The sequence below is a fragment of the Streptomyces sp. NPDC000410 genome (assembly GCF_040300305.1).
GTDB lineage: Bacteria > Actinomycetota > Actinomycetes > Streptomycetales > Streptomycetaceae > Streptomyces.
Window position 1 is genome coordinate 519,991 of sequence record NZ_JBEPDM010000001.1, and the last position, 26,225, is coordinate 546,215.

Annotated in this window: 10 protein-coding genes and 1 pseudogene; 6 read left to right on the forward strand and 5 right to left on the reverse strand. The window is 68.1% G+C overall.

The window, feature by feature from the left end; all coding sequences use genetic code 11:
- Positions 1–477 precede the first annotated feature (477 nt).
- Entirely contained in the window at positions 478–5,361 is a 4,884-nt protein-coding gene (locus ABT342_RS02405; RefSeq protein ID WP_351565784.1) for an FG-GAP-like repeat-containing protein, read from the reverse strand.
- Positions 5,362–5,942: 581 nt separating this feature from the next.
- On the opposite strand from ABT342_RS02405, the gene ABT342_RS02410 reads away from it, so the two are divergent.
- From ABT342_RS02410 to ABT342_RS02430, 5 genes and pseudogenes are all read left to right on the forward strand, one after another.
- Positions 5,943–12,788 (forward strand): polymorphic toxin-type HINT domain-containing protein, encoded by a 6,846-nt coding sequence (locus tag ABT342_RS02410; protein WP_351565787.1) that lies wholly within the window; start codon positions 5,943–5,945, stop codon positions 12,786–12,788.
- Positions 12,789–12,874: 86 nt separating this feature from the next.
- On the forward strand, positions 12,875–13,210 hold the full coding sequence (locus tag ABT342_RS02415) for a hypothetical protein (RefSeq protein WP_351565790.1): 336 nt from the start codon (positions 12,875–12,877) through the stop codon (positions 13,208–13,210).
- Between the two features lie 601 nt (positions 13,211–13,811).
- Positions 13,812–15,061 (forward strand): annotated as a pseudogene (locus tag ABT342_RS02420) (helix-turn-helix domain-containing protein).
- 231 nt (positions 15,062–15,292) lie between these two features.
- Positions 15,293–15,592: a hypothetical protein gene (locus ABT342_RS02425; protein ID WP_351565793.1), complete on the forward strand. Its 300-nt coding sequence runs from the start codon at positions 15,293–15,295 to the stop codon at positions 15,590–15,592.
- A gap of 276 nt (positions 15,593–15,868) precedes the next feature.
- A complete protein-coding gene (locus tag ABT342_RS02430) occupies positions 15,869–16,921 on the forward strand; it encodes an LAETG motif-containing sortase-dependent surface protein (protein ID WP_351565796.1) in 1,053 nt (350 codons plus the stop codon).
- A 93-nt stretch (positions 16,922–17,014) separates the two neighbouring features.
- Here the strand turns inward: ABT342_RS02430 and ABT342_RS02435 are convergent, their stop codons facing one another.
- From ABT342_RS02435 to ABT342_RS02450, 4 genes are all read right to left on the reverse strand, one after another.
- Positions 17,015–18,817 carry a GMC oxidoreductase gene (locus ABT342_RS02435; protein WP_351565799.1) on the reverse strand — a complete coding sequence of 601 codons (1,803 nt, stop codon included), beginning with the start codon at positions 18,815–18,817 and terminating at the stop codon, positions 17,015–17,017.
- Between the two features lie 51 nt (positions 18,818–18,868).
- Positions 18,869–20,488, reverse strand: coding sequence for a succinic semialdehyde dehydrogenase (locus ABT342_RS02440; protein WP_351565802.1), 1,620 nt, complete (start codon positions 20,486–20,488; stop codon positions 18,869–18,871).
- 114 nt (positions 20,489–20,602) lie between these two features.
- Positions 20,603–22,315, reverse strand: a complete 1,713-nt coding sequence (locus ABT342_RS02445) for a serine/threonine-protein kinase (protein WP_351565805.1) — start codon at positions 22,313–22,315, stop codon at positions 20,603–20,605.
- A 158-nt stretch (positions 22,316–22,473) separates the two neighbouring features.
- Positions 22,474–25,422, reverse strand: coding sequence for a serine/threonine kinase C-terminal domain-containing protein (locus ABT342_RS02450; protein ID WP_351565808.1), 2,949 nt, complete (start codon positions 25,420–25,422; stop codon positions 22,474–22,476).
- A gap of 256 nt (positions 25,423–25,678) precedes the next feature.
- On the opposite strand from ABT342_RS02450, the gene ABT342_RS02455 reads away from it, so the two are divergent.
- Entirely contained in the window at positions 25,679–26,146 is a 468-nt protein-coding gene (locus ABT342_RS02455; protein WP_351565811.1) for a hypothetical protein, read from the forward strand.
- Positions 26,147–26,225 lie beyond the last annotated feature (79 nt).

Sequence of the window (26,225 nt, forward strand, 5' to 3'; positions counted from 1 at the left end):
ACCCGTACGGCGCGTGACCGCATCCGGAGGGCCTTCGTTGGTCCCGATGTCCGTGCCAGCCAGGGGCGGGCCGAGGGAAGAAACCACGCGTGGCTTCGCTGGGGCGTGTGACGTACGCAGGTACGTCGTGGGACCTCGCCCCAGCGCGCGTGACCGGTCGGCAGGGGACAGCAGCCCGGTCACCCCAGGCGGTCGGCTCCGGGGACGCCCGGGGCCGACCGCATCCGGTCCAAACGGTTGCGCGGCCCACAGCCGTCCAGCACCATGCAGGCACACCCCGTCCCCACGGCATCGCGGCCCCGCGCACCCCGTATGCCATTGGTCCACACCACCCCCCACCCACACCAGCGGCGCAACCCCCCGGCGCCGCTCTTCGGCACCGGCGCTGCCCTGACGTCGGTGCTGACAGCCAGGAGCCCCGCGGACGTGACGTCCGCGGGGCTCTTGCGTGGATGGGTCAGGTGGTGGTGCGTGCGGCTACCAGGTGCCTGGTTCCGCGTGCCACGAGGGCTGGGGGATACCGAAGGCGCCTTCGCTCTTGCCGACGAAGGTGTAGGCGCGACTGGCCCCGGAGGCATTCCCGTACATCATGGCCAGATCCGCCCTCCCGTCAGCGTTTGCATCCCCTGAGAGCAGGTCCCCGGTATAGCCCTTCACCCACTTCTCGCCCCATAGAAGCGAATTCCAGACAAGTCCCGGCGCCTCGAAGCCCCCGTCCGACTTTCCGGCGAACACCGACAGCCGCATATAAGGAACAGCTCGCAGGATGGCGACATCTACTCGCTTGTCCCCATTGAAGTCGACGCTGACCAGTCCAACGGAGCCCCTCTCCACCGCACTGATGTCGCCTGAGTACCCCTTTCCTCCGGACGTGAACGAGCCGGTGGCGGAAGTAACGAAATACCACAGGGCTTCGGTGTCGTCGTCGTAGGCGTACCGGGCCACCAGCTCCTCACGGCCATCCCCGTTGAAGTCGCCAGCCGCGGCCTGAGACCTGCTGCTATCCCACCCTCCCGCGCTGGACGTCCAACTGGCGAAGGGAAGGTTGAAGCTGCCGTCGGCCTTCGCCGTGAAGGTGTAGAGCCGAGATGTGGCGTTGCCGAGGTCGTAGAAGACCGCAAGGTCCTTCCGCTTGTCACCGTTGAAGTCGCCGCCGAGCACCTCGCTTGCGCTCCACGTCCAACTACCGGGATTGATCACCGCACTCTTGGCCGTTCGCTTGAACGTGCCGTCGGCCTCCCCGTAGAAGGTCCATGTCGCGACTGATCCGTCGGCGTACCCGTAGAAGGCGGCTACATCGGCATGGCCATCCGCATCGAAGTCGCCGGATACCCACTTGCTCCTGGTGTAGTCAAAGCCTCCCCTGCCGCTGACCCACGCCTCCTTCGGAGGGTTGAACCCGCCCTCGGCATTTCCCTCGAGCAGGTGGAACCCAGTGGTGGCGCCACCGTAGTTGTAGACCGTGATCATGTCGCTCCGGCCGTCCCCATTGACGTCGCCGGACAGTTCCCTCCGCAGGCTCTCGGTCTTGTCGGCGGACTTGTGCTCTGTAGCGATGCCGCTGGCGGTGTACAGCCGGACGTATCCGCCCTCGAAGTCGGTCCGGGTGCCCCCAGCGACGTCGTACTCGACCGAGACAGGGAAGCCCAGCCAGCTGTTCTCCGACTGGAGCGAGTTCCACTTGGCCCGGATCTCGTTGGAGACGGGCCACGCCCCGGTGGCACTGCTCCAGTAGATCGACGAGCTGTCCGCCGCTTCGTGGCGGAACCGGTACCGCTGGTAGGAGCCGGCCTTGGGAGAGGTGGCCGTCACGTCGTTGGTGGGGTACCCCAGCGTGCGCGGGCCATTCAGTTCCAGATACTTCGCGTACACCGCTCCTTGTGTCGAAAAGGCCCCGATGCCCGACGCGAAGTAGATGGCTCCGGCTTTGCCGCCCTTGCTGAAGGCAGTGACCCGGCCGACACCGTCGCTGGTGGGACGCTCGTCCGATGTCGGGTATCCGAGGGCTCCGCTCTCACGGCCCATGGCTGTCCACTTGGTCCATATGCTGCCCACGACCGACCAGGCTCCCGTGTCCGGGCTCCAGTAGATCGACCGGTTGTCGGCCGTGGTACCCGGCGCGCGGAAGTGGACGTAGCGACCGACACCGTCTCCGGGAGTCTTGACGTCTGTGGAGGGGTATCCGAACTTGGCCGGGCCGCCGAGCGCCTTGTACTTGGCCAGGATCGGACCGCACAAGCTGCGCCTTCCCGTGGCAGTCGACTCGAAGACCTCGCAAGTGCCCCACGGGGTGCCGCTGGTGACGAGCGGGCGCGCCGAGCCGAACGCCGAGTTGTTCGTCAGCGCCCGGCCCGGGAACTCTACGGAGGCTCCGACGCCGTCCCTGGCCCACAGGTCGGCGAAGCCGTCGCCCTCGAAGTCTCCCTCGGTGGACAAGTGCGGGTAGGCGGCCGAGGTGAAGCCGGATCCGATCGACGTGGTCCGGACTGCCGCGTCGCCGTAGACGCTGAGATCTGCGGCGGTGTCGCCCGCGTTGGGGTTGGCGCGACTGGTGTACTGGTGGACCGTGCCGGCCTTGGCGTCACGGACCCACAGCTCCGGCAGGCCGTCCTTGTTGAGGTCGCCGGGCCCCAGAAGGGTCATGTCCTGCCAGTCGGCGTTGCCGAGCGGGATCGGCGGGACGAACGCGTCCAGGAGGTTGGTGGCCCTGGAACCGAGGTACAGCCAAAGCTCACTGCCCGACTTGACCAGCAGATCGGCGTCATCGGCCTCATTGAGCACGCCGTCGCCGTTGTCGTCGTTCATGCTGCCGATGGACAGGATCTGGTCGGCGTTGTGCCAGTGGTTGTCCGTTTCGTCTGACATCACCTCGAGTTCCCAGCTCCCGGCCTCCGTACCGTCCAGAGTGCCGTCGCCCTCGTTCTCGTAGACCCAGAGTTCCTTGCGTGCCGGATCCTCAGCGCCGGGGCGGAGTGCGACCAGGTCCTCGTCGTAGTCGCGTTCGTTCCAGGCGCCGCGATGGGTGACAGCAGCCTCACCGAAGGAGGCCTCAGCGGCGTGTGCGCCTACGGCGAACTTTCCGTTGCCCTGGCCCGGGTGAACCCACAGCGCCCCGTCGCCCGGGTCAACGCTCCACAGGTCCACGTTGCCGTCGCCGTTGAGGTCGCCGGGCTTGTCCCGTTCGGGCGAACGCGTAGCGTAGAAGAGGTACAGATGCTCGGCTGATCGGTTACCGGCTGCGTCGATGCTTCGGACGTGCATGTACTGAGGTCCTGTGCTGAGCGGCGTGTAGTCGACCTTCGGCGGATGCGCCGGGTCAGGGAAGTCCTTGGCGTACACGAAGCGTTCCGTGGTGTCCGAGTCGGTCCACCACATCCAGTGGGTGACATCGCTGACGCCTCCGTTGGTGAAGAAGAACTCCCCCTTGGAACGGGCCGGACTCCCGTCCCGGTCGGCCGGGAACTGCGGCGAGGACACACCGGGAAGCTTCGACGGGGCGGAGCCGTCGTACGTGAACCGGCAGGTATCGCTCACCGGGCTGTTGGCGGTCCCGTCGTCCACGACGACGTTCCACCAGTAGGTCCCGCTGGTGAGGCTCCTCGTGTCGATGCGCAGACTGGCGACCGTGCCGCGGCTGGCCGCGACCTTGGTCGGCCGGACGGGCGCGGCCGTCGCGCCGACCGGTCCGTACTGGAACTGGGCCTTGAGGTTGTTGTCCTCTGCGTCATTGACCGTTACACGGAGAGTGACGTAGTCCGTGATGCCGAACGTGCCGCCGCCGCAGGGGACCGAGGGATTGGTGGAGGGATTGGCCGGCTTGACCGGGGGCGTGTTCAGATACGTCGAGATCCGTACGGAATTGGGGTCGAACTTCCGCCAGGAGACATCGACCGTGCTGTTCCTGGCGAACAGCCCGAATGCCCACGCCGGGTATTTGCCCTTGGCTGCCTTACTGATGGCCGAGGTCACGTCGAATTCGACCAGACCGGCACTGTCGGCGGGGCAGTTCCTGCCTCCGAAGGACTCGCCGGAGGAGTCGACGGTGCCGAGTGAGGCGGGCTGCCGGTTCCATGTGATGTTGGAGGGGAGAGCCTTACCTATGTCCTTCACCAGAATGTCACCGGACTTGCACGACCAGGAGCCGGCGTACGTCTGCTTGATCCGCAGAGTCGACCTGATGATCTGCTTGCCCCAGACGTTGCCCGTGGCAATACGGAAGTAGGTGTTGGCGCTGACCGTGCCGCCGTCCGGGTCGATCGCGACGCCGACGCGGGCTTCCTTCGACAGCGTGCCACCGTTGTAGTACACAGTGTCGTCGCTGCTGGGGTACGCGGTGTGCTTGTACGCGACCGACCAGGCGTTCTTGAGGGCGTCCTTGGCCCATATGGGGTCGATGACGACGGGGAACACGGTGCCCGGGTCTGTCAGCAGCTTCTTGTCCGGCGTCAAGGTCAGCGTTCGACCTGTCAGCTTCGCGCCAATGTCGGCCTGCTGAGACCCTTCGGTCGCACCATCAAGCACCTCGGCGAGCGGACGCACCACAGGCAAGGGCTTGCCCTTCCCGCCCGGCTTGCCGGCCTTGACGCCGGCCGAGTCCCACATCTGCGGCTTCGGGGCGGAGAAGACTGCCCGGCCGGTGGGATCGAGCGCGCGGATCTCTCCGTTCGCACCGGTCTTGAGAGCGAGGCCCTTGCTCTTGAGGCCAAAGGTGATGCCGTCGAGTTTCGGACTCTTCGCCGCCTGCGCGTTCTTGACGACAAGCGCATGGGAGAAGGCATCCACGGTGGCGGTGGCCGTCAGGTCGACGCCGGGCAGCACCTCTCGGTACGTGGCGGTGTCGCCGGACAGGATCGGCTTGGGGAGCTTGCCGGGCCACGAGAGGGCCACCTCCCTGCCGTCTTTGACCATGGTCGCGAAGGCGCTGTCACCGCCGCCCGAGAAGGAGACGGTGAGGCCTGTGGCTTTCGGTGCGACCCTGCCGTTCCCTTGAATCGCGAGACGCGCGTCGACGGGGATCAATTTACCGTTCTGCCGCACGCGCTGCGGCACAAGGTAACGGTCGACGGTGAAAGTGCCGTCCGGATTCGCGTACGTCTGATCCGTCTCGGTCCGCTCCGAAATAATCTCGACCGGCTTTCCGGTTTTCGCGGCCCTCCTCTCTGCAGCATCAGCCTCCTTGCGCTGCTTTTCGACGAGACTCACGGATGGTCCGGTATCAGAATTTCTGGATACCGAGGAAGCCCCTGACTCAACCGGAGGAAGAGCGGCCATTCCCACCGACAGTACGGTTACGGCGACAACAGAAACCCCTCTTCTGCGCGACCCACCCGGATCATTCATCCCTGCTCTCAGTCTTCTCATGGACTACATCTCTCTCGCTTCATGAATGGTGCGCGAATGAGCATGCCGGACTTTCGGCGACACCCATCGATGGCTGTCACTCACCGTGACGGAACCTGCATTGCGAGTTGTTTCTAGCAGGTGGAGCAGCCGCGCGCGACCGACTTGGGCCGACTTCGAGACGGGTCCGCATGCCCACCTCGTCCCTTTTCCGGGAGGGCTGGGCCATTTCTCCGACTTCATCTGTGCCGAGGTTTCGGATTTTCCGATGGGCCTTCCATTCAGAGCGTTACGGCTGGTAGCTTCCCGCAGCCAGTTAGTTCCTTTCGAGGTCCGGGGTGGGGATTTTGGACACGCGAACGTCGTCTTGGCCGAAAAAGCGCTACCGGCGCAGACATCCGGGCGCCCGTTGGTCTCTACCCATACTGGCGACGACACTGCTACTCACCGGTTTACCAGCGATTCCGGCCGCAGAAGCAGCACCGAAAAGTTCGCTGCCCGAATTGCAGAAGCTGGCGGACGTACCAGGTAAACCGGCTCCCAGGACCTCTGCTCCGGCCTCCGGCAAGGGCGCCAAGAAGACGTGGAAGAAGCCACCATCCGTGACCTGGCCGAAGGCCGGCTCCCAGGTCGTCAAGGTTCCGGGCGCAGCCCGGACCGCGAAATCCCGCGCATCCGGAAAGACGCCGAGCGGCCCGTATGTGAAGGCCGGAGCCCTGCCGGTCCGCCTCTCGGCGAAGGCCACGGCCACATCTGCGGCGCGGGTCGAGATCAAGGACCGGACCACCGCTGACAAAGCGGGTGTCGACGGCGTCCTGCTCAAGGTCCAGCGCACGGACACCGACACCACGTCCTCCCCCCTCGCCGTCGAGCTGGACTACAAGGGCTTCCGCAACGCCTACGGCGGAAGCTGGGGTTCGCGCCTGAAGTTCGTCGCATTGCCCGAGTGCGTGCTGACGACGCCGCAGAAGGCGGAGTGCCAGAAGCGCACCCCGGTCGCAACGGTCAACGACTCCGCCAAGGGCACGCTCACCGCGACGGTCCAGCCGGCGTCCATCACCACCAAGACGGCGGCCAAATCAGCTGCCCCTGCCCCGCGGGCCGTAGTCCTGGCGGCGACCGCCGGAGCCCAGGGATCCAGCGGTGACTACAAAGCGACATCGCTCAGCCCGTCCGGTTCCTGGCAGGGAGGCGGCGCAGCCGGTGACTTCTCCTGGTCGTACCCGATGGAGATCCCTGCATCGCTGGGTGGCCCCGGTCCGGCTCTGTCGCTGAACTACTCGTCGGCCAGTGTCGACGGTCGGACGTCGGCGACCTCGCAGCAGACCTCCTGGGTCGGTGACGGCTGGGACCTGAGCTCGAACTACGTCGAGCGCAGCTACGTCGCCTGCGCGAATGACCGTACGAAGGCGGGCTACAACAACCCTAAGCACCCCACCGGCGATCTGTGCCAGGGCCCGCCCACCGTCACCCTGTCGCTGGACGGCTCCTCCACCCAGCTCGTCCTCGACGACGCGACCAAGAAGTGGCGGCAGGCGAGCGACGACGGCACGCGCGTCGAGCTGATGAAGGGCGCGGTCAACGGCGACACGGAGAAGGAGTACTGGCGCATCACCAACACCCAGGGTGTGCAGTACTTCTTCGGTCTGAACCGGCTTCCGGAATGGGCAGCGGGCAAGCCCGAGACCAATTCCACCTGGACCGTCCCGGTCTACGGCAACCACTCGGGCGAAGACTGCCACGAGGCCACCTACGCCGCCTCGGTCTGCGACCAGGCCTGGCGCTGGAATCTCGACTACGTGGTGGACCCGCGCGGCAACGCGATGACGTACTGGTACGCGACGGAGCGCAACTACTACGGTTCCAACGTCACGGAGATGGGCGCGTCCACCGCCCGTGACTACGACCGCGGTGGCTGGCTGACCCGTATCTCCTACGGTCTGCGCAACGAAGACCCGTTCGCCCTCGCCCCCGCCCAGGTCACCTTCGATGTCGCCGAGCGCTGCCTCAAGGTCGGCGGCTTCGACTGCGCCGAAAGCAAGCTAACGGCGGAAGCCGCCTGGGACGTGGCCCGCAACTGGCCGGACGTTCCGGCCGACCAGCTGTGCGCGTCGGGCAAGGAGTGCAAGGACCGCTACGCGCCCACGTTCTTCACCCGCAAACGGCTGACCGCGGTCAACACCGAGGTCCTGAAGGCCGACAAGCACGAGCCGGTGGACACCTGGGCCCTGGCCCAGGACTTCAAGGCCACCGGTGACGGTGCGATCAGCGGCGAGTACCCGCTGTGGCTCAACCAGATCCAGCACACCGGCAAGAACGGCACGCCCATCACGCTCCCCCCGGTGGTGTTCGGGGGCAAGCAGCTGCCCAACCGGGTCGACAACGACACCGACGGCAACCCACCGTTCCTGCGCTGGCGTGTGGAGACCATCCAGACCGAGACCGGCGCGAAGATCGCCGTCAAGTACGCGGCCCCCGAGTGCAGCTCCGAAGCTCCGACGAAGCTTCCCGCTTCCCCGCACAGCAACACTCTGCGCTGCTACCCCGTGGTCAACGAGGTCCCCGACCCGGCCGACCCGACCGGGATCAAGAAGAAGTACTCGACCGACTGGTTCCACAAGCACCGTGTCGACCAGATCCGTGAAGAGGACAAGAACGGCACCTCGCCGACCAAGGAGACCAACTACCAGTACATCGGCGCCCCGGCCTGGGCCTACGACGACGAGAGCGAAAGCGTCAGCAAGCAGGTACGCACCTGGAGCCAGTGGCGCGGTTACGAGAGGGTCCGCACCCTGGTCGGCGTCGCGCCCGACAAGCGGACCCAGGTGGACACGCTGTATTTCCGGGGCCTCGACGGCGACAAGGCGTCCCCCGACGGCGCCAAGCGTTCGGTGAAGGTCAAGGACTCCGAGGGCGGTGAGATCGCCGACCACGAGCTCTTCCAGGGGCAGGCACGTGAGGTCCTCTACTACAACGGCGAGGGCGGCCCCCTGGAGTCGGCCACCGTCTACACCCCCTGGCTGCACGGCCCCACCGCCACCCGTCAGCGCGAAGGCGAAGGCGCGTCAGCGCTGGAAGCCTGGGTGCAGCAGACCGGCAAGACGGCTTCCCGCACGATCCTCTCGGACGGCCGCGGCCAGCGCCGGACCGCTGTGGAGCACAAATTCGACAACGTGGGCCGGCTTCTCCACACAACCGACCACGGCGATCTGAGCAAGGCGGACGACGACTCCTGCACTCGCTTCGAATACTACGCCGACACCGTGAAGTGGCTGTGGGCACAGAAGCGGGTGGAGTCCCTCTCCAAGGGCTGCGCCGCCACGGACATCAAGCGCCCCGATCATGTCATCTCCGACAAGCTGATCCACTACGACGTCAACGGCAACGTGGTCAAGGGTGAGTCGCTGTCGGGCTATGCGGACGGCGAGCCGCAGTACACCCTGACCGGCACCACTACCGTCGACGCCTACGGTCGTCCGACCTCGACCACCGACGTCTACGGGAAGGTCACCAGGACCGCATTCACCCCGTCGTCCGACTCGGTCGTCACGAAGATCGTCACGACGAACGCGCTCGGCCACACGAGCACGATCGAACTGGACCCGGGTCGCGGCCTGCCGCTGGCCCAGGAGGACGCGAACAAGCGCCGCTCGGTCATGCAGTACGACGCGCTGGGTCGTACGACGAAGGTCTGGTCGCCCGACCGGGACGCCAACACCACCATCCCCGATGCCGAGTTCAGCTACACCGTGACTCCGGACGCCCCGGTCGTCATCACCAACAAGAAGTTGCTGGAGCGCGGCGACTACCGCGTCAGCTACGACATCTACGACGGCGCGCTGCGGCTGCGCCAGACACAGCAGCAAGCGCTCGACGGCGGCAAGGTCGTCACTGACACCTTCTACGACAGCCGAGGGCTGGTGTGGAAGGAGAACGGCGCCCACTTCAACAGCGAGGCACCGACACCTGGTCTGTGGACCTCGAACGACAACGCGGTTCCGTCATCCACCCGGACGGAATACGACGGTATGGGCCGGCCGGTCGCGACCATCGCGCGCAAGCTCGGCCAGGAGACCTGGCGTACGACCACGTCGTACGGCGGCGACTGGATAGCGGTGGACCCGCCGAACGGCGACACTCCGACCAAGTCGCTGCTCGACGCGAAGGGCCGCAAGACCCAGTTGCAGCAGTTCCACGGCGCAGGGCCGACGGGAACGTTCGCCAAGATCGACTACAAGTACGAGCGCCGGGGCCTCCTGGAGTCGGTGACCGACCAGAAGGGCAACGTCTGGTCGTACAAGTACGACCTGCGTGGTCGCCCCTACGAGACGACGGACCCCGACAAGGGGACGACGAAGACCACGTACGACAAGGGCGACCGGGTCCAGACGGTCACCGACGGACGCGCCCCGGCGAAGACGATCGCCTTCGCCTACGACGATCTCGGCCGCGTCACGGCGACCCACGAGGGCTCCCTCCTGGGCACCAAGCTCACCGAGCAGGCGTACGACATGCCCGGCGCTCTCGGGCTCCCGGTCTCGTCGACCCGTTTCGTGAAGGGCAACGCGTACGTCCAGGCCGTCACGGGGTACGACACGGAGTACCGCCCGCTCGGTTCGAAGATCACTATCCCCGCTGCCGAGGGCAAGCTGGCGGGCACCTACACGTACACGAACACGTACACCAAGACCGTAGGCCTCCCTCAGACGGTGACACACCCAGCTGCCGGCGGTCTCGCCTCCGAGCGCGTGTCCATCGGCTACCACGGCTTCGACCAGATCACCACCATGGCCGTGGCAGGCAGGGCCTTCGTCGCCAACACCACGTACACGCCGCTGGGCGACCTCGTCCGCACCCAGGTCGGACCAGCCGGCAAACAGGTCATCTCCAGCTACGAGTTCGACGAGCAGACCCGGCGCGCCACCCGCTCCGTCCACGACCAGGAGACCGGGACGACGGCCACCACTCGCATCAGCGACATCAGCACGACCTACGACCAGACCGGCAACATCCTCAAGATCACGGACAAGCAGGGCCCCAACCCCACGTCGGCCACCACCGACACCCAGTGCTTCGCCTACGACTACCTGCGCCGCATGACGGACGCCTGGACGGCGACGGACGGCTGTGCGGCGCAGCCCGGCGCGGCGGGCTCCGGGTCGAAGCCCCAGGTCGGCGGGCCGGACGCCTACTGGTCCTCGTACACGTTCGATGCTGTCGGCAACCGGCAGACCGAGACGAAGCACGACCCGGCGGGTGACACGGCGAAGGACGTCAAGCGCGTCTACTCGTACGAGGAAGGCGGCTCGACCACCAGCCGGCTGGCCAAGGTCGCCACCACCGGCCCGCAGGGTGAACGTACCGACAACTACACCTACGACGCGGCCGGCAACACCATCACGCGCACCAGCGCCCAGGGCAACGCCCAGGCCCTCACCTGGGACATCGAGGGCCACCTGGAGAAGGTCACCGAAGGCTCCGGAGAGACCGCCAAGACCACCGACTTCATCTACGACGCGGGCGGCAACCGCCTCATCCGGCACGACCCGACGGGCGCCACGCTGTATCTGCCCGGGACCGAGATCAAGCTGGACGCGGATGGAAACGTAGCCAAGGGGACGCGCTACTACGCGCACCCGGCCGGTCCGGTCATGGTGCGCACCGCCGAGGCCGGCAAGATCACGACGTCATACCTCCTCAGCGACCACAACGGCACGGCGACGACGTCGGTGGACGTGGCCACTCAGGCCGTCACGCGGCGGAAGTTCACCCCGTTCGGCGAGGAGCGCGGCACCAAGCCCACGATCTGGCCGGGCGAGCAGGGCTTCCTCGGCGGCACGAAGGACGAGTCCACAGGGCTCACGCATGTGGGCGCGCGGGAGTACGACCCGGCGATCGGCCGGTTCATCTCGGTCGACCCGCTCATGGATACGGGCGAGTCGCAGTCGATGAACCCGTACGCGTACGCGCACAACAGTCCGGTGACGCTGTCGGATCCTTCCGGGCTGGGGGTGGCGGAGTGTCACACGGGTGACATCAAGGGCTGCCGGGGAGGGATGCCGACTTCCAGCTCGAAGCCCAAGGAGCATGACACAACCGGCTCCAACTCCGGACGAGGCGCCACTCCGCCGGCGCCGAGCAAGCCGACGCCGAGCGTGAGCAAGGAAGACGTCGAGCGCGCCAAGCGGCTCAAGGAACAGAGCCGCCTGGACAAGATCCGCGAAATCGCCATGGAGGTCCTGAAGGACGCCAGCGGTTACAACGACATCGTCGCCTGTCTCGGGGGAGACCTCGCCACCTGCGGAATGATGGCGGTGGAGGCGGCCATCCCCTGGGCGGGCAAGGCGAAACGGCTGGTCAAGGCGCTGGCGAAGGCCTGGTCTGCGTACAACAAGTGGGACGAGGAAATCGCCTGGGCCACGGGTGCGCTGCGACGCGCGGATGACGACGCGAAGGCCATGGCCAAGTACGCGGAGGACATGGCTGCTTGGAAGAAGGAAGCCGATGCCGCGGCCGCGGCCAAGAAGGCGGAGGAGGTGAAAGCGAAGGCTGCGGAGAAGGCCGACAGCAATAGCGGAGGGGGAGATGGTGGTGGCGGCGGCGGAAGCCAGGATGCATGCCCCACCAACAACAGCTTCACGCCCGATACCCAGGTCGTCATGGCCGACGGCTCCAGCAAGGCGATCAAGGACCTGAAGCCCGGCGACAAGGTTCTCGCCACTGACCCGGAAACGGGTGAGATCGCGGCCAAGGATGTCGCTGCCACGATCGTCGGCAAGGGCTCCAAGAACCTCGTCGAGGTCACGGTCGACACGGATGGAGAGAAGGGCGGCAAGACGGCGACCGTCACCGCAACGGACGGCCACCCGTTCTGGGTGCCCGAACTGCGGGACTGGATCAAGGCCACTGATCTGAAGGCCGGGGAGTGGCTTCGCACGGGGGCCGGCACGCGGGTTCAGATCACCGCGGTCAAGCGCTGGACTCAGCAGGCAACGGTTCACAACCTGACCGTGGCTGATATCCACACGTACTATGTGCTGGCGGGGGCCACACCGGTCCTCGTACACAACTGCGACACTGAATATGCCGATGTCTATTTCGATGACGTCGAAAGGCATGCCTCAATTTCCGTGACGCATGGAGATACGACGATGCACACCGAAGCAGGATCCCGGCCTGGCTTGGATTCTGTTCCCGGAGTTCGCAGTAAGCCCCACTCGCCTGGCACGATCGTCATCCGAATCCCCCTTCCTAACGCCAGGAATGCACAACGGGCGCAATACTCAATGGAGGATGTCAATCTAGGCCCGCACGACAACGACACGAATAACTGCGTGACGTACTGTGCGAGAATCCTCAAAGCTGGTGGCGTAGACATCCCTGTCAGCGACTCAACGAACATTGCAGGTTGGCTGCTGAACTCCTCATATCCGCAAAGGAGACTCTAGCCGTGAGGTCTGATGGTTGGGAGTCGCTCAAGTGGCAACCTCCGAACTGGGAGGCTCCGGAGCAACTGCGAGCTCCCACAGCTTCAGTGGCGATCAACCTTGCCGTTCAGATGATGGGCAGCAACATGATCGGCAACGACGTAATCGAGGCTGTTGCAGAGTTCATTTCAGCCAAAGCTCGCATTGAGATATGGATGGGGCGCCATGATCCTCCACTGACGCTTCGGCAGCAGTTCGCGGTGGGCCGGGCCAGCTCAGAGGCGGTACGGATCGCCTATGAATCCTGGGTCGAGTTCGAAAATGCATACCGCTTGGCAGGCGGAAGGGTCTCGAAGATCGAAAAGGAGAGACGGAACCTTATCGTGGCCGTACGCGAAGCCGCCACTATTCTGCGACGCGCGAAGAGTGAAGGCTTCGCATAACCCACAGGACATGCACATTTCGCGGCTCCCTGCCTTCCCGGACTCCGTGCGCGCGAAGGCCTGGGCATGGGAGATAGCCTCGGGGTGAATGGCGGCGAGTCGTCCCGGCGACCCTCCGGCATCAAGGGACGCCCTAGTCTCATAGACCGAGCCCTTTGCGCCTCCACAAATTTGAAGCCCCGCCAGGCGTGTCCTGGCGGGGTTTCGGGATGCCGTGACGGCAGCATTTGACGGCAACGTCAGTAGATGGATGCGGCCGAGTGGGGCGGCTCGTCACTTTCATCGGGGTATTCAGGCGGCCTGTCGGGGCGCTGAGGGCTGCGTCGGGAGTGTCGATGGCTTTACAGTGGAGGCGGAGGGGCACGTGGCCCAAGCCGAGCGGAGGCCACGCGGGGCGCCATGCGCGGTCGACGAGCGGCTCGGCGAGCGGACATCCACACCTGGAAGGCCGTAGGGCCCAAGCTCAAGGGCCAGTCCGAAGCCGCTCCAGGTCGCAGGGCGCGGCAGGCCGCATCGGCCGAAAAGGGCTGATCTTCGCACCACGTACAGCCGCGCGCCGTACGCTGCCGTTGACGTGGTTTGCCTACAGAGGGGCAAGGTCATGCCGTCCGATGTCACCCCTGGTCCATTCATCGAACCGATCGCATTCGGACAGCGGATGCAGATCTTGCGTACTCGTCGCGGGATGAGCCGGACCGTCCTCGCCGGCTTGGTCGGGAAGTCCCCGAGTTGGGTGAAGCAGGTGGAGGGCGGGCAGTTGCAGATGCCCAAGCTTCCGATAGTGCTGCGCATCGCCGAGGCATTGCGGGTACGCGACCTGTCCGAGCTCACAGGCGATCAGTCCCAGGCGGTTGCCCTGTTCACAGGCCCTGGCCATGTACGGCTTCCGCAAGTGCGGGCGGCGATCGACGCCTACCCGTTCACAGCTGACTACGAAGCCCCGTCTGTCGCTCACTTGAAAGCGCGTCTCGCGCGTGCATGGCAGGCTCGCCACTCGTCGCCGAATCACCGCGACGTGATCGGGGCTTTGCTGCCCGATCTGATCCGCGACACACAGCTGGCTGTGCGGCAGGCGGAGACGGGAGCGGAGCGACGGGTCACGCAAACGGTGTTGTCGCAGACGTACAGCCTGGCTCAGTTCTTCATCGCCTACCAGCCCGATGGTTCGTTGCTGTGGCGGGTGGTCGAGCGCGGCATGGTCGCGGCGCTGGAGTCGGAGGATCCACACACTCTCGGGGTAGCGGCCTGGCTGGCCTCGCAGGCGCACCGGGACAGCGGACCGGCTCATTTCGACGCCGCCGACGCTGTGACCCTGGAGACCCTCCGCTATCTGGAGCCGCTGCTACCGCAAGCGGATGACGACGTACGAGCAATCGCGGGTGCGCTTCGGTTCGAGGCCGGATACACGGCGGCACGGCGGGGCGACACCGGAGCGGCGTGGGGGTACTGGGACAGCGCACGCGCGATCGCCGAGCAGCTGCCTGCCGACTACTACCACTCCGTCACGTCGTTCTCCCGTGCCGTCATGGGAGCACACGCGGTGACCGTCGCAGTCGAGCTGCATGCGGGCGGGGAGAGTGTCCGACAGGCTGCCGCGGCGAACGCGGCGGCGATTCCCTCTCGCCCCCGGCTCGCTCGTCACCGTATCGAGGAGGCCCGCGGATTCCAGCTGGACGGGCAGCCCGAGGCCGCCTGACGGTGTTGGGAAAGGCGTACGAAGCGGCCCCGGAGACCATGCGCTACAACGGATACGCGCGGCGCATCCTGCTGGAAGAAGCGGAGTCGAAGAATCCGTTCCAGCGGCGGCGGGCCAGCGAACTCGCGGTACAGCTCGGGCTGCTGGCTGCCTGAAAGGCAGGGGCAGAAACCCTGCCCATACGCCTCCTTCAGGGGCCCTACGGTCAGTGGTCGTCCAGCCACGGAAGACCCCCGCAGCCGCTAGCACGGCCCGGGGGCGTGGTCCGCCTGAAGGAAGCAGGTAGACGTGCCGCACTGTATCGCCAGGACCTTCCGGCAGTGGCTGGGACTGCCGCTGCCCCCAAATCGTCCACATCGCCAACCTGCGTGGCTGGGGGCTGTCTGATGGATCTGGACCGTACCGCTCAGCTGCTGCCCTGGGCCGGAACCGGGGGAAAGCCCTGCTACCTGCTGACCGACAGCGAGGGCGGCTACGTCTCCCGCGTCGCCGACCAGATCGAGTCGATTCAGCTGGGCATGGGAGCCGAACTACTCGGCCACGCCGAGGCCCTCCTCGACGACGCCCACGCCGACGCGGGCCAGCTCCGCTTTCTGTCCGCCCGGCTGACCGAGGCGCTGCGGGACGCTCTCCGCATCGCGGAGAGCCGGGGCGTTCGATTGGCGGCGGCCGGGTCCGCGCCGTAGCCCATTTGCTGACGGCAGGCAGGGCTGCTCCTCCTGGAACTGCCCTGCCTGCGCGGCGCGGCACTGCCACGCGATCACGGAATGCGCCCCACGCATATACCAAACGTCACGTGACAGAGGCCACATAAAATTTCTGTACGTCGGAGTACAACCCTCCACATCGATCACGGGTCATGCATGCGGAAACAACAGCCACACCCGTGACCCCACGGCCGGGGATGGCGATCAGACTCCGTACCGCGCATCGCGGTGCGCCTGGACTTCACTGAGGTCTTCATGAAGCTTCGCCGCGCTATGGCCGTCGCCGCCGCGACCGCCGTCATAGCCCCCGCCGCGTTCCTGGCGGCCCCGGCCGCGTACGCGACCGACGACGCCCCGAGCACCACCTCCTCCGCGAGCCCGGCGGCCAACACGGACACCACGCCGGCCGAGGAGGAGAAGCCGGCCGAGGAGCAGAAGCCCGCCGAGGGCGAGCAGCCGGCGGCGGAGGAGAAGCCCGCCGAGGAGGAGAAGCCGGCCGAGGAAGAGAAGCCGGCCGAGGACACCAAGCCGGGCAGCGACGAGAAGCCCGCCGAGGACGAGAAGCCGGCGGACGAGGTCAAGCCGGGCGAGGAGGAGGAACTCGAGGAGGACGAGGAGTTCCCGATCTGCGAAGAGGGCTCCGTCCAGGTCTCCCTCGGCGGCTTCCCGAACAAGATCGTCGCGGGCAGCGGCTGGAAGAACTTCACGTTCAACGTGAAGAACGCCGGCGAGATCGACATTGAGAGCCTGTTCGTCTACGCGGTCGCCACCTACGACCCCGAGGACCCCAAGGACAAGCTCGTCGAGAAGTACGCGCACTTCGAATACAAGGACCCCGAGTCCGGCGAGTGGATCAACGACTTTGCCGACACGCCGATCAACAATGGTGTCTTCTTCGGCGAGTTCCCGCTCGATGCCGGGCAGAAGGTCACCATCGACCTCCGCCTGAAGATCGACAAGGGTGCTCCTGCGGGTGACGGCCTCGCTCTCGCCGTCGGTGAGTACTTCAACGACGCTGCGGACGAGACGTCCACGTGTTTCGAGAACGGCGAGACCTACGCGTTCACGGTCGTCAAGGCCGGCAGCAACCCCGGTGACGTCGAGGACTCGAAGCCGACCGGCGACAAGCCCAAGTCGGACGTCAAGCCGCAGGGTGAGGCCAAGCCGATCGCCGTCACCGGCAACCTCGCCGAGACCGGTTCGTCCTCGATGCTGCCGACCATCGGGATCGCCGGTGGTATCGCCATCGTCGCCGGTGCCGGTGTCGTCTTCGCGATGAAGCGCCGCAAGGCCGGCTCGGTCGCGTAACGACGCCTCGGCGTATATGACGTAACACCGCTCGAAAGAGCACAAGAGGCGCTGCACTCGGAGGGGGGTGCAGCGCCTCTCTGTTGTGTCCGGCTACTTCTTGGGCGGGACCGGCGGCATGCCGAGGAACGGGAGGGTCAGGGCCGCGAAGGCGTCGGCCGGGACCGCCGGGGAGTTCGGGGCGATCGGGGTGAGGCGTTCGTACGACGCGCCGGCGGTCGGGCGGGGGTCCGTTTCGCCCTTGTTGGGCCAGAAGGACATCGCCCGCTCGGCCTGGGCCGTGATGGTGAGGGAGGGGTTCACGCCGAGGTTGGCGGTGACGGCCGCGCCGTCGACGACCGAGATGCCCGGGTGGCCGTAGAGGCGGTGGTACGGGTCGATGACGCCGTGCTCGGCGGAGGAGCCGATGGGGCAGCCGCCGAGGAAGTGTGCGGTGAGCGGGGTGCCCATGAGTTCGCCGATGTTGGAGCCGGCGAAGCCGTTGATCTCCTCGGCGAGGAGGGAGGCGGCGCGGGTGGCCTCGGGGATCTGGTCCGGGTTGGGGGCGCCGTGGCCCTGGCGGGCGGTGAGGAGGCCCTTGCCGAGGCCGGTGGGCTTGCGGTAGGTGGTCAGGGAGTTGTCGAGCGACTGCATGACCAGGCCGATGATCGTGCGCTCGGACCAGCGGCGGTTGGACAGGGAGCGGGCCGCGAGCAGCGGGTGTCGGGCGATGTTCCCGAGCCAGGCGCGTACGCGGGCCCGCGTGTTGTACGGGACCTGGAGGATCGTCATGCCGCCCATGGCGTTGGAGCCCCTGCCGTAGCGGACCGGCTCGATGTGGGTGTGTTCGTCCGGGTGGATCGAGGACGTGATCGCCACGCCGCGCGTGAAGTCGACCTTGTCCGCGCCGTGGCGCTTGCGGTAGCGGCGGTTGTCGGTCTGGGCGCCGACGAGAGCCTCGGAGTTGGTGCGGGTCAGCTCGCCGAGCCGCGAGGAGATGCGGGGCAGCAGGCCCGTGTCCTTCATCCGGTGGAGGAGGGTCTGGGTGCCGTACGTACCGGCGGCGACGACCACGCGCTCAGCGGTGAACGTACGGCCCCGGGCCTTGCGCTTGTTGTCACTGGGGAGCGTCTTGACCGCGAAGCCGCCCCGCGAGTTCTCCGTGACCGCGACGACCGACGTCATCGGGTGGATCACCGCGCCCGCCTGCTCGGCGAGGTAGAGGTAGTTCTCGTTGAGGGTGTTCTTCGCCCCGTGGCGGCAGCCCGTCATGCACTCCCCGCATTCGGTGCACGCCCGGCGCGACGGGCCCGCGCCGCCGAAGTACGGGTCGGGGACCTCCGCGCCCGGCGCCGCCTTGGCCTTACCGTCCGCGTCGTCGCCGTCCCCGAAGAAGACGCCCACCGGAGCCATGTGGAAGGTGTCCCCGACACCCATCGCCTGGGCCGTCGCCTTGAGGTGGACGTCGGACGGGGTCATCGTCGGGTTGAGGCGGACCCCCAGCATGCGCTTCGCCTGGTCGTAGTACGGGGCGAGCTCGTCCTGCCAGTCGGTGATGCCCGACCACTGCGGGTCGTTGAAGAAGGGCGCGGGGGGCACGTACAGCGTGTTGGCGTAGTTGAGGGAGCCGCCGCCCACCCCCGCGCCGGCCAGCACCATCACCTTGCCGAGCAGATGGATCCGCTGGATGCCGAAGAGGCCGAGGGCCGGGGCCCAGAGGTAGTTGCGCAGGTCCCAGGAGTTCTTGGGGAGCGTCTCGCGCGTGAAGCGGCGGCCCGCCTCCAGGACGCCGACGCGGTAGCCCTTCTCCGTGAGCCTGAGCGCCGACACCGAGCCGCCGAAGCCCGAGCCGATCACGATGACGTCGTAGTCGTATCCTGATTCGTCCTGCTTTTGGGCAGGGGGGACCTCGGGCATGGCTGTTCGCTCTCCTCGGTGCGGGTGGGGACGGGGGGTGCCAGAAACTGGCTAGCGCAGGCGGAGCGCCTTCATCGCCTTCAGGGACATGCTCATGAACGCCGCGTACTTCTCGTCGTCCATCCCGAACGACGGGGCCAGCGGCATCACCCGCTGCTGCGCCACCGTCTGGGCCTCGGTGTACTTGAGGATCCCCTCGGAGCCGTGTCGGCGGCTGAGGCCGGAGTCCTTCATGCCGCCCATCGGGGCCTGGACGCTGCCGTACGCGGGCGCGTACCCCTCGTTGATGTTGACGGTGCCGGTGCGCAGGCGGGCGGCGACGGCGTGGCCGCGCTTGCCGTCCTTCGTCCAGACGCTGGAGTTGAGGCCGTACGGGGTCCCGTTGGCCTGCTCGATGACGTCGTCCTCGTCTGTGAACCGGTAGATGGAGACGACCGGGCCGAAGGTCTCCTCGGTGCACACGGCCATCGGCGCCTCGACGCCGTCGAGGATGGTGGGCTCGTAGAAGAGCGGGCCGATGTCGGTGCGGTGGACACCGCCCGCGACCAGCGTCGCGCCCTTGGCGACGGCCTCCTCGACATGGCGCTTGACGGTCTCCAGCTGGCGTTCGCCGACGAGCGAGCCCATGTCGGCGCCGTACGCGAGGGAGCCGCCGAGGCGCATCGCCTTCGTACGGGCCGCGAAGCGCTCGATGAAGGCGTCGGCGATCGACTCGTGGACGTACAGGCGCTCGATGGAGATGCAGAGCTGGCCCGCGGAGGAGAAGCACGCGCGCACCGCGCCCGCGGCGGCCTTGTCGATGTCGGCGTCGTGGAGGACGAGCATGGCGTTCTTGCCGCCGAGTTCGAGGGAGACGCCGATGAGGCGGGCCGCCGCGCCCTGGGCGACCTCGCGGCCGGTGCGGGTGGAGCCGGTGAAGGACACGTAGTCGGCGTGCCGGACGACCTCGGGGCCGACGACCGGGCCCTCGCCGATGACGACCTGGAAGACGCCGGCCGGGAGTCCGGCCTCGATGAGCAGGTCGCGGGCCCACAGGGCGGTGAGCGCGGTCTCGGTGTCGGGCTTCATGACGACCGCGTTGCCGGACACGAAGGCGGGGAGCGCGTCGCCGACCGACAGCTCCAGGGGGTAGTTCCAGGGGGCGATCTGGCCGACGACGCCGCGCGGCTGGCGCAGTTCGGTGGTCTTGGTGAGGACCGGGACGACGCCGGTGTGCCGCTTGGGCTTGAGGTAGGAGGGGGCCTTGCGGCCGTAGTGACGGGCGGCGACGGCGACCGCCTGGACCTCTTCGTGGGCGTGGAGGCGGGCCTTTCCGGTCTCCAGCTGGATCAGGTCGAGGACCTCTGCCTGGCGCTCCAGGACCAGGTCGTGGAAGCGGAGCAGGACGGCGGCGCGGGCGCGGGGGGACGTGGCCGCCCAGACGGGCTGCGCGGCGCGGGCGCGGGCGAAGGCGTCGGCGACGTCCTCGGGGGTGGACTCGGGCAGGTCGGCCAGCTTCTCGCCGGTGAAGGGGGTGTGGTTGGCGGTACGGCCGGAGCCGACGACGCCACGGGTGAGCTGCGCGACCACCTCCGGGGTGACCACGTCGGCGGCGGTGCGCACGCCCGCGGGGGCCGGGGCGGTCGGGTTCGTGGGGGCGAGGGCAGCCTGCGAGTCCTGCGAGTCCGTCATGGGGGCGAGAGTATGACGCAATCGAGGCTTTGGGTACCCGTGGGTAACAGCTTTTCGCCAGGCCCTCACACACCCCGACGATCACGCCAGCGATCGCTGGCAGAAAAGCCCTGATCAGGGGGTTGTGGGCGGCTGCCAGTACCTCAGCATCGTGTCGAACTGCTGTCGGGTGGTCGCCCAGCCCTCCTCGGGGGCCGACATGGAGAGCGCGTACTCCGTACCGTCGTCCTCGTAGTACATCTGGTCGATCGCGCGGCGCTTGCCCGGGTGGTCCTTGGTCTCGGTCCAGGTGAATTCCCAGAGCGCCGCGTTCGTCTGGTCACGGTACGTATTGGGGTGCAGGGTCTGCCTCTTGTACTGCGTCCGCTTGTCGACGATCTTCTCGAGGTCCAGCATGTGCGCGTACGGGTTCTCGAAGTCGGGCGACTTGTCGATGCCGATGCGGATGCGGTGGCGGCCGTTGTCCGGCGTGTAGTCGATCTGGTTACCGTCCGACTGCCGTGTCCAGCCCTTCGGTACGGCCAGGCTGAAGCCCTCGGGGTCCTTCACCCGGACCCAGCCGGCGGGTACGGAGCCGGGCTTGGCGGGGTCGGCCGCACCGCCGCTGCCGCCCTTGCTTCCGGTCGAGCTGTTCGAGGACGGGGTGCCGGCGCCGCCGTCCGCGTACTTCATCGCCAGGAATCCCGCCCCGCCACCGAAGACCGTGGCGAGTACGACCACGAGTACGGCCGTACGCCAGCGGCCGGAGCGCCGCTTGGCCGGCGCCGTTGCGGGCGCTGGTGCGGGTGCGGGTGCGGGTGCGGTCAGCTGCGTGGTCCCCGTCCACCGCTCCTGCGGAGTCACCGTCTGCGTCGGTACGTACGCCTGCGCCGACTTCGGCGTACGCCCCTCCATCGCCTCCAGCAGCATCCGTTCGACCTCGGCAGCCGAAGGGCGCTGGTCGGGCTCCTTGCGCAGCAGTGCCGTGATGACAGGGGCGAGCGGTCCTGCCCTCTCGGTCGGGGCCGGCTCCTCGGTCACCACGGCCTGCATCGTGGACAGCGGTGACGTACGGCGGAACGGCGAGCGGCCCTCCACCGCCGTGTAGAGCGTGGCACCGAGGGACCAGAGGTCGGACGCGGGGCCCGGGTCGCCGCCCCGTACCCGCTCGGGGGCCAGATAGTCGATGGAGCCGACCAGTTCACCGGTCCTGGTGATGGTCGAGTCGCCTTCGATCGCGGCGATGCCGAAGTCGGTCAGCAGGACCCGGCCGTCGGTCGCGAGCAGGACGTTGCCGGGCTTGACGTCACGGTGGAGTACTCCGGCGGCGTGCGCGGCGCGCAGTGCGGCGAGGACGTACACACCGATGCGCGCCGCCTCCGTCGGCCGGATGCAGCCGGATCGGCCGGACTGACCGGACTGACCGGACTGACCGGACCGTTGCCCTGACTGCCCGGACGGCTGACCGGACTGCTGCCCGGACGGCCCTTGTTCGCCGGAAGCCCCGGCCTGCTTGGCGGCGTCGGCCAGCGACGGACCGTCGACGTACTGCATCACGATCCACGGACGGTCGTCGTGCTCCAGCACGTCGTGGACGGTGACGACATTGGGATGAGTGATGCGGGCGGCGGCGCGGGCCTCCTTCTGGGTCCGCGCGTGCAGGACGGCACGGTCGGCCTCGGAGGCGTACATCCCTGCCGTGAGTTCCTTGACGGCGACGGTCCTGTGGAGCAGTTCGTCCTGGGCGCGCCACACCTTGCCCATGCCGCCCCGGCCGATGCTCTCGGTCAGGCGGTATCTGCCGGCCAGCAGTGAACCCGCGCCCGTGCCACTCTGCTTGTTGTCCACGTGCCCACGTGCCCCCGTGCCCCGCTAGTACCTTGGAAAGACAGGTTACGGAGGGGAAGTACGTACGGGGAACCTGGGGCAGCTCACGAAATCGCACCGTGATGTAGTGGTCGCGGCACGCTGTCGGTCGGTCACTCGACCCGGCGGACGCGCGCCCGTCAGCCCGTCACCTGGTAGGCCGTCGCGGCCTGCTGGTGGATCTCGGCGACCTTGTCCTTCTTGTCCGCGGGCCCGATCACCTGGATCACGTGGTACCGGTCGCCGACGATGACGGCGAGGTTCTGTGCGTACACCTGCCTGCCGTTGCCGTCCTTCCAGCTGAACTTCCCCTCCGCCATCGCCTTTTCGCCGACGTCGGTGCGGCGCAGACCGGACGCTTCCGTCCAGGAGGAGTCCCGGAAGGGCTGCAGCTCGCGCTCCTTGTCGCGCTGGTACGTCATCGGGTCCGAGCCGTTCGCCCGCACGGTGTCACGACCGGGAACGACGATGAGCGTGAAGGCGCCACCGGCGTAACGGACCTGGCCGTCACTGTTCTTGGCGCGCCGCTCCCAGGTCTTGTCGACGGCGATCCGGAAGCCCTCCGGGTCGGCGCGCACCTCATAGCCGTCCGCGAGGTCCCCGGAGGTGGGCGCGGAAGTCTGCGGCTGCTGGCCGTCCGGAGTGCCGTCGGCGCCGGAGTCCGACGACGCTCCGCCGCCCGGCGCCTCCCGGCCGGGCGACGACGGGGACTGGGACTGCGAGGAGGACCCGGCCTTCGGCATGAACATCACCGCGTACGCGACGGCCGCCGCGAGCCCGAGCAGGATGAGGACGAGGAGGAGACGGCCGAGGGCGCGCGGGCGGCGGGTGCGCGGCTCGCGGGGCGAACGGGGCGAGCGGGGCTCCCGTGTCTTCTTGTGGCGGTGGCGGCCGTGCCTGCTGTCGAGCGAACCGGGGCGGCGTTTGCGTACGAGCTCACCACGGCGGCGCACGACGGGCAGGCGTGCGGCGTCGACGGACGGCAGCGGGACGACCTCAGTGCCCGCCTCGGGCTCCGGGGCGGACCTGATGAGCGAGCGCAGCCAGCCACGCAGCTCCTCGAAGTCGGGGCGCTCGGTGGGGTCCTGGCGCAGCAGCGACTCGACGACCGGGCGCAGCGGCCCGCACTCCTCCGCGAACGCGGGCGGCTCGGCGCAGACGAGCTGGACCAGCTCGGCCGCGCTCTCCTCGGGGTACGGGGCATGGCCCTGCACCGCGCGGTAGAGGAGCGCGCCGAGCGCCCACAGGTCGGTGGAGGGGCCGATGGGCGGCGCCAGCTGCCAGTTCTCGTGGACCGGCCCCGCCTGCTCGGGCGCCCAGCGCTCGGTGACCGCGCCGACGACGGCGATCCGGGCCTGGCGGGCGCGCTCGGCGGCCAGTGGGGTGGTGGGGCCGCGGTAGACGGAGGCGGTGGGGTCGGCGGGGCCGCCCGCGACGACCTCGTCCCAGCGGCCTGCGGCGACCGGCTGCCGGTCGGGGGCGTGCGGGGGCGAAGAGGCGGGGCCGGGGCCCTGACCGGGGCGGTGGGGGCCTGTGCCGTGGGGGCGGGAGCCGTGCGGGCTGGTGTTGTGTGTGCCGGTGCCGCGCGGACCGGTGCTGTGGGGGCCGGTGCCGTGCGGGCCGGTGCCGTGCGGGCCGGTGCTGTGGGGGCCGGTGCTGTGGGGGCCGGTGCCGCGCGGACCGGTGCTGTGGGGGTCTGCCGAGCTGTCGCGGCGGCCGTCGCCGTACGTCGGGTCCGAGCCGCGCCGCGCCTCGGCGCGCAAGGCGTCGGCGCCGAAGGAGCCTGTGCCGTACGGTGACGCTCCGCCGCCCGCCGACAGGGACGCGGGGCCGTCCGTACCGGAGAAGGGGCCGTCGCTCCAGGTGCCGGCCAGCAGGGCGCGACGGGTGCCGCGCGGCCGGTCGTCCCCACCGCCCCCGCCGTCCCCGCCGTCCTCGTCGGCGTGTGCGTCGCCGTCGTATGCCTCGCCGCCGTGCGCGTCGCCCTCGTATGCCTCGCCGCCGTGCGCGTCGCCCTCGTACAGAGCGACGTCGTACGGCCCGTCGTAGGTGTCGTCGTCGTACGCGTCCTCGGCCTCTTCGTCGGCCTCTTCGTCCGCCGGCCGGGACCACCACCGCGGCGGGAGCAGGCTCTCGGCAGGGACGGCCCCGCGCTCGTCGTCCCGCACGCCCGGGTGGTGCAGGCGCCCGACGCCGCCCTCGCTCCGACGGCCCTCCTCCGACTGGCGGCCGACCTCGGACTGACGGCGGTCCTCGCCGATCCGAGCACCGGCGCGGGCTCCCGCCCGGTAGGCGGCGATGGCGCCGGGGCGCGGCGTCCGTACGTCGACCTGGTCGCGCCCGTCCCCGTACCCCGGGGCGTACCGGTCCTGCGGGGCGGGCTGCACCGGGATGGCCGGGTCCGCGGAGTACGGCACGGCCTCCACGGCCTCCACGTATTCCCCGGCCTCCGCGTACCCCCCGGTCTCCACAGCCTCCGCGTACTCCATCGGCTCAGGCACCGGCGCGTACCCGCACAGCGCCTCTTCCGCCGCGCCCGCGGCGAGGCCCGTCAGGACGACACGGCCGTCGTCACAGACGAGGACCGTACGGACCGTGATGTTGCGGTGGGTCCAGCCGTGGGCGTGCAGCGCCCGCAGCGCGGTGAGCACATCGGAGCCGATCTCGGCCGCTCGGTAAGGGGTCAGCGGCCTCTCGGCCAGCAGCGCCGCCAGCGGACGCGCCGCGACCAGTTCACTCACTATCCAGAGCGAACCGCCCTCCGCGAACACGTCGAAGACCTGGTCGAGGCGGGGGTGGTCCGGGATCTGCGCGGCGGCCTGCGCGGCCTCGACCGCGCGCCGTACCGCCGGGTCCGTGGGCCGACGCGTGGCCCTCCCGGAGACGCGCCGTGGTGCGACGGCGCGCCCGGAGCCGTCCGGGTCGAGCACCTCCGCGTCCACGACCTCCGGCAACGGCAGCTGCCGGACAAGGACTTCCTGGCCACTGTAGGTGTCGAAGGCGCGTGTCTCGACGAGTTCGTACGCGTCGGAAGGCGGCAACGGCAGACGGTAACGGTCGGCGAGAACCCTGCCCGCGTAGTCGTCCACAGCGCCTCCCCAGCAGCGTGCTGTCCCCCCGGTCCCGCGACCCGTACGAATCCGCCAATTCCGGTCCCCCACCGGTCTGTTGCGGCTGCGCATGGCCCACGGTCCCTCACGATACGTGCCGGGGCGGCACGGCGCCGAGGGGGACGACGGATCCACCCCACAGCGTGATGCACTCAACTCCACTTAGTCGATTGTCAGTTCGACCGAAATTGGCACACTCCACCGACCGTTATTGATCTTGGAGATTCGAGGAAACATGTCCGTAGGACGACGAATCGCTGTCACCGTCGCCGGTCTGGCGACCATTGCGGGTGCGGGCCTGGCCACCGCACCGACTGCCGCCGCCGCATCGTGCGCCCCGAGCCAGCCCTGTCTCTGGCTGTTCTACAACAGCGAGAACAAGGGCTCTCACTTCCTCACGACCAAGAGCATTTCCAACCTGGCCGGATACACCTTCACCACGGCTGGTGCGGGCAAGGGCCTGACCGTGAAGAACAACGCCGCCTCGGCGAACTTCCGGGCGGACAACAACTTCTACACCTCCTCCGGAAGCATCTTCTACAGCAGCGGTTACAACGGCCCCTGCGAGAAGCTCGAGTCGATGGAGAACGGGATCGTCTTCGCTCCCCGGCTCGTCCGCACCTACAACGAGAACGCGTCGGTGAAGCTTCTGGCCGGCTACAGCAACGTCGGTAACCACCCGAAGAACTGCTACAACTGGTAGCAGTGGCTGGATAGTTCGAGAGCTGGGCGGGTTTCCGCGAGCGATTCAGGAACCGCAAACCGGAAACCGCAACCGGAAA

Excerpts from the sequence above, each read along its gene's own strand:
- ABT342_RS02405 (WP_351565784.1), bottom strand. The coding sequence starts at position 5,361 with ATGAGAAGACTGAGAGCAGGGATGAATGATCCGGGTGGGTCGCGCAGA.
- ABT342_RS02425 (WP_351565793.1), top strand. The coding sequence starts at position 15,293 with ATGGATCTGGACCGTACCGCTCAGCTGCTGCCCTGGGCCGGAACCGGG.
- ABT342_RS02430 (WP_351565796.1), top strand. The coding sequence starts at position 15,869 with ATGAAGCTTCGCCGCGCTATGGCCGTCGCCGCCGCGACCGCCGTCATA.
- ABT342_RS02435 (WP_351565799.1), bottom strand. The coding sequence starts at position 18,817 with ATGCCCGAGGTCCCCCCTGCCCAAAAGCAGGACGAATCAGGATACGAC.
- ABT342_RS02440 (WP_351565802.1), bottom strand. The coding sequence starts at position 20,488 with ATGACGGACTCGCAGGACTCGCAGGCTGCCCTCGCCCCCACGAACCCG.
- ABT342_RS02455 (WP_351565811.1), top strand. The coding sequence starts at position 25,679 with ATGTCCGTAGGACGACGAATCGCTGTCACCGTCGCCGGTCTGGCGACC.